The sequence below is a fragment of the Psychrilyobacter sp. genome (genome assembly GCF_037132775.1).
Taxonomy (GTDB): domain Bacteria; phylum Fusobacteriota; class Fusobacteriia; order Fusobacteriales; family Fusobacteriaceae; genus Psychrilyobacter.
Window position 1 is genome coordinate 1 of sequence record NZ_JBAHZY010000020.1, and the last position, 7,152, is coordinate 7,152.

The 7,152-nt window shown below is 31.3% G+C and carries 10 protein-coding genes and 2 pseudogenes; all 12 read right to left on the minus strand.

All coding sequences use genetic code 11. The features are described 5' to 3' along the window. Positions 1-622 precede the first annotated feature (622 nt). Complete coding sequence (locus V5784_RS01180) at positions 623-1,702, minus strand: sugar transferase (protein WP_336887229.1); 1,080 nt, start codon at positions 1,700-1,702, stop codon at positions 623-625. After that, positions 1,679-2,131: pseudogene (locus V5784_RS01185) on the minus strand (WecB/TagA/CpsF family glycosyltransferase); the annotation flags it as partial. The pseudogene V5784_RS01185 and the gene V5784_RS01180, both read right to left, overlap by 24 nt. 15 nt (positions 2,132-2,146) lie before the next feature. Further along, positions 2,147-2,374, minus strand: a complete 228-nt coding sequence (locus V5784_RS01190; protein ID WP_336887220.1) for a hypothetical protein — start codon at positions 2,372-2,374, stop codon at positions 2,147-2,149. A gap of 112 nt (positions 2,375-2,486) precedes the next feature. Further along, positions 2,487-2,990, minus strand: a complete 504-nt coding sequence (locus V5784_RS01195) for a serine acetyltransferase (protein ID WP_336887221.1) — start codon at positions 2,988-2,990, stop codon at positions 2,487-2,489. A 151-nt stretch (positions 2,991-3,141) separates the two neighbouring features. Continuing rightward, positions 3,142-3,984 (minus strand): glycosyltransferase family 2 protein, encoded by an 843-nt coding sequence (locus V5784_RS01200; RefSeq protein WP_336887222.1) that lies wholly within the window; start codon positions 3,982-3,984, stop codon positions 3,142-3,144. 8 nt (positions 3,985-3,992) lie between these two features. Next, the gene (locus V5784_RS01205; RefSeq protein ID WP_336887223.1) at positions 3,993-4,265 is read right to left on the minus strand and encodes a hypothetical protein; all 273 of its coding nucleotides are present in this window, start codon (positions 4,263-4,265) and stop codon (positions 3,993-3,995) included. Positions 4,266-4,336: 71 nt separating this feature from the next. After that, complete coding sequence (locus V5784_RS01210) at positions 4,337-4,858, minus strand: glycosyltransferase family 2 protein (protein ID WP_336887224.1); 522 nt, start codon at positions 4,856-4,858, stop codon at positions 4,337-4,339. Next, the gene (locus V5784_RS01215; RefSeq protein WP_336887225.1) at positions 4,798-5,139 is read right to left on the minus strand and encodes a glycosyltransferase; all 342 of its coding nucleotides are present in this window, start codon (positions 5,137-5,139) and stop codon (positions 4,798-4,800) included. Before V5784_RS01215 ends, V5784_RS01210 begins: the two co-directional genes overlap by 61 nt. A 14-nt stretch (positions 5,140-5,153) precedes the next feature. After that, positions 5,154-6,124 (minus strand): annotated as a pseudogene (locus tag V5784_RS01220) (glycosyltransferase family 4 protein). Between the two features lie 27 nt (positions 6,125-6,151). Next, positions 6,152-6,343, minus strand: coding sequence for a hypothetical protein (locus tag V5784_RS01225; RefSeq protein WP_336887226.1), 192 nt, complete (start codon positions 6,341-6,343; stop codon positions 6,152-6,154). Between the two features lie 12 nt (positions 6,344-6,355). Continuing rightward, positions 6,356-6,712, minus strand: a complete 357-nt coding sequence (locus V5784_RS01230; RefSeq protein WP_336887227.1) for a hypothetical protein — start codon at positions 6,710-6,712, stop codon at positions 6,356-6,358. Beyond that, positions 6,712-7,152 (minus strand): hypothetical protein (locus V5784_RS01235; protein ID WP_336887228.1); only part of this gene is annotated, 441 nt, incomplete at its 5' end. The genes V5784_RS01235 and V5784_RS01230, both read right to left, overlap by 1 nt.

Sequence of the window (7,152 nt, forward strand, 5' to 3'; positions counted from 1 at the left end):
ACGATCTTAAATTTAAACTTAGAAGAGTAAGTTTTTCGTGTATTCATAATCAAAATCCCCCATATTGTTTTCTTAAATTATACCTTATTTTTTTGCTTAAGGTTAAACACTCTTTGTATGAATTTATACGACCATTATACAATATCGACAAAGCTGAGATGGAAAAAGAATTATGTTATCAACTAAATACAATAGCACCAAACTATGTTAGCTGAAATAACCCACAAAATGGATGCGGTATATGTCACTTATTCCAGTGATTTTGTTTTCGAGAAAAATAAAACTATCCCCTATATTGAAACAGATGAAGTCTCTCCACTATCTCTCTAATGGAAAAACCAAAGCTCAGGGATAAAAACTGGTATTAGCTATACACAACAAATCTTATATTATAAGAAACTCCTGGGTTTTTGGTATGAGAAATAACAACTTTAACAAACAAATTATTAAATTGGTCAATGAACAATAAAAAATTAAAAAAACGTAGAAGTAAAGATGCCTGCTTGGCAAAACAGAATAGATAGATTTTTAAAGGAATTTAATTAATATAGATTTCTCACTTCCATTTCACTCACCAGATCCTTTTAAGATAGCATATACAGTTTTAAACAATATCCAAAGGTCAATGAAGACTATTTCTTTTTTCAATATATTCAAAATCATATTTAATCTGTTCTTCAAAATTTAACTTACCATCTAATCTTTCTCTAATTTGAGTAATACCAGTAATACCAGGTTTCACTTTTATTACTCTCCCACACTCTTCGTAACTATATTTTCCTACTTCATGATCTATAGCTGGTCTAGGTCCTACCAAGCTCATTTCTCCCCTAAATACATTATAAAATTGAGGAATCTCATCAATAGAGGTTTTTCTTAAAAATTTACCAACTTTTGTAATTCTAGGCTCGTTTTTCATCTTAAAGATCTTTCCCTTTATCTCAGCCTTATCTTCTAATTGCACCTTTAATTCTTCAGCATTTAAAACCATCGATCTAAGTTTATAAATATAAAATGGTTTCCCTCCTTTTCCAACACGAACTTGTTTAAAAAAAATTGGGCCACCATCCTCTAGTTTTATAGCTAGTCCAGCCAAGATAACTATAGGTGCAGATAGTACTAAACCTACAGCCGTACCAGCTAAATCTATAATTCTTTTATTGAAGAAGTATAGTCCATCATTTAGAATTTCTTTGTTTCTATATTCTTCCAAATATTTTATATCTAATTCTGGCGGCTTTCTTTGTACATAAAAATCCATGTCTATAAAGTTATCTAATTTCCTAAATTTAAACAAGTTATATAACTGCGGTGAAACCCTTAAAAATTTCAACTCTTTCCCTAACATGTTCATCTCTTGATTCATTCTCAAAAGGTAGCCAAGAGCTGCTGAATCTAAGAATGTTACCCTTAATAAATCTAGCTCAATTTTTTGAATTTCATCCCCATATATAACTTTATATAGCCTTTTTTTATGTTTATTCAGATGATAAACCTGTATTTTATTTTTTAACTTTAGCTGTAAAACTCCTTCTTTAGGAATTTCTAGACCTTCGACTATACGCGAAGTAAAGATTCTTCTATTATAGATAATCCCATTTAATTCTTCTTCCGAACTCCTCCATAACTCATGAACAATCTCAGCTACCAAGACTATAAAATTTCTAGAATATCTCTTATAGAGATGAGTAGGCTCCTGCATCAGTCTATAAAACCATTCCAACCCACTATTCTGCATCCATAATGGCGCTCTATTAACCGTTCCAGCTAAAAATTTAATAGTCGCTCCTACACCTATCACAGCTTTTACCCCTATCTCTTCTAACTGGGTTTTATTCATTCTAGTCCATTTTTCAGCTTTACTTCCCAAAGATAAAAATAATATTTTAGGCTTCACTTCTGCTATCTTTTCTAAAATTTCTTCATTTTCCATAGCTAAAAGAGGTTTTACTTCTGGTGAAAAATTCCCTGCTTTTAACTTTGGATAGTCTCTTCTAAGATTTTCTATCGCTATCTCATTTTCTTTGATAGTCTCTCCTAGAAAAAACAAAGGTACCTGATATTTTTCAGATTCTTTTATCAATAGCGGTGTAAGGTCTGATCCTGTTACTCTTTCTTTTAGAGGCTTTCCAAATAGTTTGGAGACTCAGATGATGGGCATCCCGTCAGCAGTAACTATATTAGATGATTTTATTATATCCCTCAGTTCCTCATCCCTCTTCGCTCTGTCAATAAAATCCATATTTACAGTAACTATATGCCAAAGTATTTTATTATCTTTTTTTACATGTTCCATTATCTTTACAGCTAATTCAGACGTACTATAATTATTAAATAAATAACCAAATACAGGAACTACACTAGTCTTTATCATAAAACACCTACCTTAATAATTATTATCTGAGTTTTTGCAACATTTAGATGCCTTTTAAATTTAATGAATTCATTATAGGAAGATAAACATCATTTAATTTCAATTCATAGAATTAGTATTTATCTTTTTTTATTATTCTAGCTGGAATTCCAACAGCTATACAATTATTTGGTATATCTTTTAAAACCACAGCATTAGCACCAATATCAACATTATTTCCTATCACAATACCGCCTAAAATTTTTGCTCCTGTACCGATATTCACATTATTTCCTATAGTTGGAGCTTCGACCTTATCAATTCGCGCCGCGCCTATTGTCACTCCATTTCTTATAATACAATTATTACCAAATTGAGTATATCCACTCACCATTATTCCTCCATTATGATGAATTTGAAAATTTCCCCCTAAGATTACTTCACATGGGAGCTCAATTCCATGATTTTTTATATTAAAATAAAGAAGTTTATAAACAAATGATAACGGCTTCCTAATTATTTTATTTTTAATCCCATATCTCCAACGTCCAAAACGGTAGACAACCATAGCAAAAAATCCAACATTTAAAAATTCTTTATTGTGATTTATATAATCTTTTTTTATATTTTCAAACATAACTTCACCTACTTCCACGGTTTAGGAGGTGATATTTTACCCCCTTTGGTGTTATTCCACGCTTCAGAAATTGTTTCTATATGGTTCCACAAATAATCTTTCCTTACCTGATCTGATGATTTAAAAATCCTTAATTTACTTCAGTTAAATTCTATAAATTTTGAACAGTATGCGGTAAAAAACCCATGATGCTTCTTATAATATATATATACTGACTCTGCAACCTCCAAAGAGTTAGCTGATTTCCTGATTTTGCTACCCTTTTTTTATCCAAAGATTTAGCAGATTCTCCTCCTATATGAATTATCACTATCTGAGGCCAGTAATAGACCTTATAACCTATTTCTTTTATCCTTTTCGCCAAATCTACCTCTTCATAATAGAGGAAAAAAGCATCATCAAATAATCCAACTTCCTTTAATACTTTATTCCTTATGATATTAAATGCCCCTGGCCCCCAGTCACATTCCCTTTCTAAATCAGGTGATTCGTAGAGATAATCAGCTCGGCCAAATAATTTAGAAGCAGGATATTTGTTTTCTAAACCACTTAATTTAAAAAAATCATTAAAAATACTGGGAAAAGATCTTTTAGAAGGTTGAAACACTCGATCACGGCCTATTAATTTCCCTACTCCTACTCCTACATTTGGATTATTTATCATCAATTCGTATGATTTTAACAACGAATTTTCTAAGAAAAAAGCATCAGAATTTAATAAAATTATAAATTCACCCTTTGCAACCCTCATTCCCACATTATTTCCTCCACCAAAACCTAAATTGACTTTTGAAAAATAAAGCTCTAAATCTGAATATTGTTCTTTTAACATAAGGTCACTGCCATCATGTGAACCATTTTCTACAATAATTATCTCTATTTTTACCATGGGATATTTATTTTTTAAATTTTCGATCTCTTTCTTCAGACTTTCAATGCAATCAATAAGTAAATTTTTTGTATTAAATGAAACTATAATAATTGAAATATCCATAATTCCTCCTAATCTCTTTTAGTTCTTTTCCAATTTGTATTTTTTTTACTATTTTTAAAGATAAGAGGAAGTTTTATTATCTTCCAAAATACATAGGAAGGGACCCCTATAAGAGATATAAAATCAGTTCTGTCGCCAAATTTTTTCACCGCAACGATAACATAAACCCCTATGAGTAAAAGACCATAGACAGAAAATATCATAAAAAACGGTAATCCCGATAAAAGCAGTAACAAAAGAATCAAAACTATATAAGCCATGGGCAGAGTGATCAATTCCAATATTGGTTCTACAAAATTAACTCTTCCTCTTAAAAATTTAACAATTAACTTTGGGAGATAGGTCTTAATTATTAATAAGCTCCCTCCCATCTTGCTCTTTGAGCAGTAGTTCCCTCCTTGGATATAGGAAAATCAGCATATAATTTAGCTTCTTTAATATAGTGAACTTTTTTATTTTTATCTATTAATTTCAAATGATATTCTACATCTTCCACTATCGAATAAGCTCTATATGGTATTTCAGTTATCACTTTTTTACTAACAGCAAATCCATTTCCAAAGAGATCTACAGAAGCACCTAATTTTCCCCTGGCATAGGGTCTGACCCCATGAAATACTAAAAGTGCTAAATTCATCAATTTATTTTTGGTATTAACCCTGTTTTTTACAAAATACCCTCCCTGCATCACTTCAAACCCTTTTCTATATCCATCAAGGATTGAAAGAAAATAACTTTCTTCCACCACACTGTCAGCATCCACAATAAGATAAAGATCGTAATCAAGATCTTTTAATTTATCAAATGCATATTCTAGAGCATATCCCTTACCTTTTTTATGGTGTCGCTTCTCACTATTACATCTGCTCCGCATTTGGATGCAAGATCAGTAGTATTGTCTGTACAGTTATCAGCAATAACATAAAATTTTACTAAATTACCACTCTTAGAAGCTCTCTCAAGGGAATTTAAACATCTTTCTATATAAAGCTCCTCATTATGTGCAGGAATCAATACAGCTAATTTAAAAGATTTTTGTATATTTATAATGGGATAAGTTTTCTCTTTTATAAATAAATAAGAAAATAGTAAAATACTCAAATAAAATATAGAAAAAATGTTAACTATATAAAGTAACCAAAAAATAAAAATCATAAGATCCCCCTAACTCAATAAGTTTTAAAAAGTTCTACCATCTTATTAGCAGATTTATAGATATTATATTTGTTTTTTATAATTCCCCTTCCTTCCTTCCCAATCTTTTTTCGAAGGACATCATCTAAAATTAGTTTTTCAAATACTTTTGAGAGTCCCACTATATCACTAGGCATAACCAAAAATCCATTCTTACCATTCTGAATTAGTTCCGGTATCCCATTTATTATGGTACTTACCACTGGTATCTCCATAGACATCGCCTCCATCAAAGAGACTGGAATCCCTTCGGCAAAAGATGGTAATGTAAATATATCCATTTTTTTTAAAATTTCTTTAGTTTCCTCCCTCGATTTCACTCCTAAAAAATATATATGAGACTCTAAATCATTGTTTTTGTATAAGATTTTAAAAGAGAATCATCCATCCCTCCACCAATGATATTAAGTTTAAAATTCATCCCTTTTTTAGACAGTCTATTCAATGCTTTTAAAATTACAATTTGTCCCTTACTAGGAGTAAGTCTGCCTACCGATATTATATTAACTATTTTATTTTTAGGTAGTTCATATCTCCTATAGATCTCAGGGTTCACTCCACATGGAACCATATGGATTTTATCCCATTGTTTAACCTCTAAGAACCTCATAATCTGACTCCTGCAAAAAAAACCTATCGCCCGTATAAAAACTGCATCTCTAAATTTCTCTTCCAATAAATTTTTATCCGTGTTGTAAAAAATTTCTGGCCCATGTACACTGAGACTATAATTTATATCGGTGTGTTTATTTATCGGCAGGACTAAAGACGCAGCTGGGTTGGCAAAATGAACATGAACATGGCTTACTTTTAATTTTTTTAAATGTGTTAAAAGAACCAACTCCTCCAAAAAATACCCAATGGTTTTTAGGAGATTTTTAGATCCTTTAAAATAATTTAATTTAATCGTTGAAAAAAATATATTTATTCCTTGAGGCGTTAGCATCTTAAAAAAATATTTAGGAATATTTTTTTAAAATTCGTCCTTTAAATATAAGATTGTATCGTAATATAACCTTTCCTTCTCATCCATTATTTCTAAATCTTTAGGACTATTTATAGATATCGTTACTACTTCTACATTTTTTTTTAACGCCTCTATTTCTCGTAAGATAAAAGTGTGAGATATCCCTGGAAACTCACTTACTAAATAAGCTATTTTCATAAAACTTCCCCCCTATATCTGTCTAAAGTTCCACTCTGAAGAGATATCTTCAAAAGATCCGGCTTTCATTGTACTGACAAAGGCAATAAATACAAATATAATTTGCTCACTCTGGGTCCCCATCCAGACCGTTGCCAGAGTAATGAGCCAAGTAAATGCGCAAGCTACTATAAGCCAGGTCAGCTCCCCATAGGGGTTATCAAATGATGTGTTTATTCCTATTCTCAAGCACTTAAACATACTATAAAATGTCATCCCTAAGAAAAGGTACATAGTAATTACACCGTGTAAAAGGGCAATAAATAGATACTGGTTATCTATACTTACCTGTCTATTGACTACTAGCATTCCATTTCTTCCATATCCCACTAAAGGTTGTTTTTTTCCTCAACAACATAATTATCTATGAGTTCTTTTCTATATGCTATATTTTCCTGAGTCTTATTTTTAGCATTAAATCTATTTACAGATGCATACTGTATAAATTTTATACTTGCAAGAGGAAGACCGATAGCTAAAATTATGGCTACCAGTGTAAAAGCCATAACTCTCCTCTTGGTCCATTCAATAACCAAAAGAACTCCACCAGCAATAAATCCTAGAATAGGCCCTTTAGATATGGACATTAACATCCCTGCGACATTTAAAATTATTATTAATTTTGCAACATTGTCACTTCCCCAAACTTTTCTCCTTCGTAAGCAAATAGCAAACAGGGAATAAAAAGCCCACATCATACCGGCTAAAATTGGATGTGCATATACAGCCGCTGCTCGTACATAACCGTATCTTGGCCACCCCGGCCACCT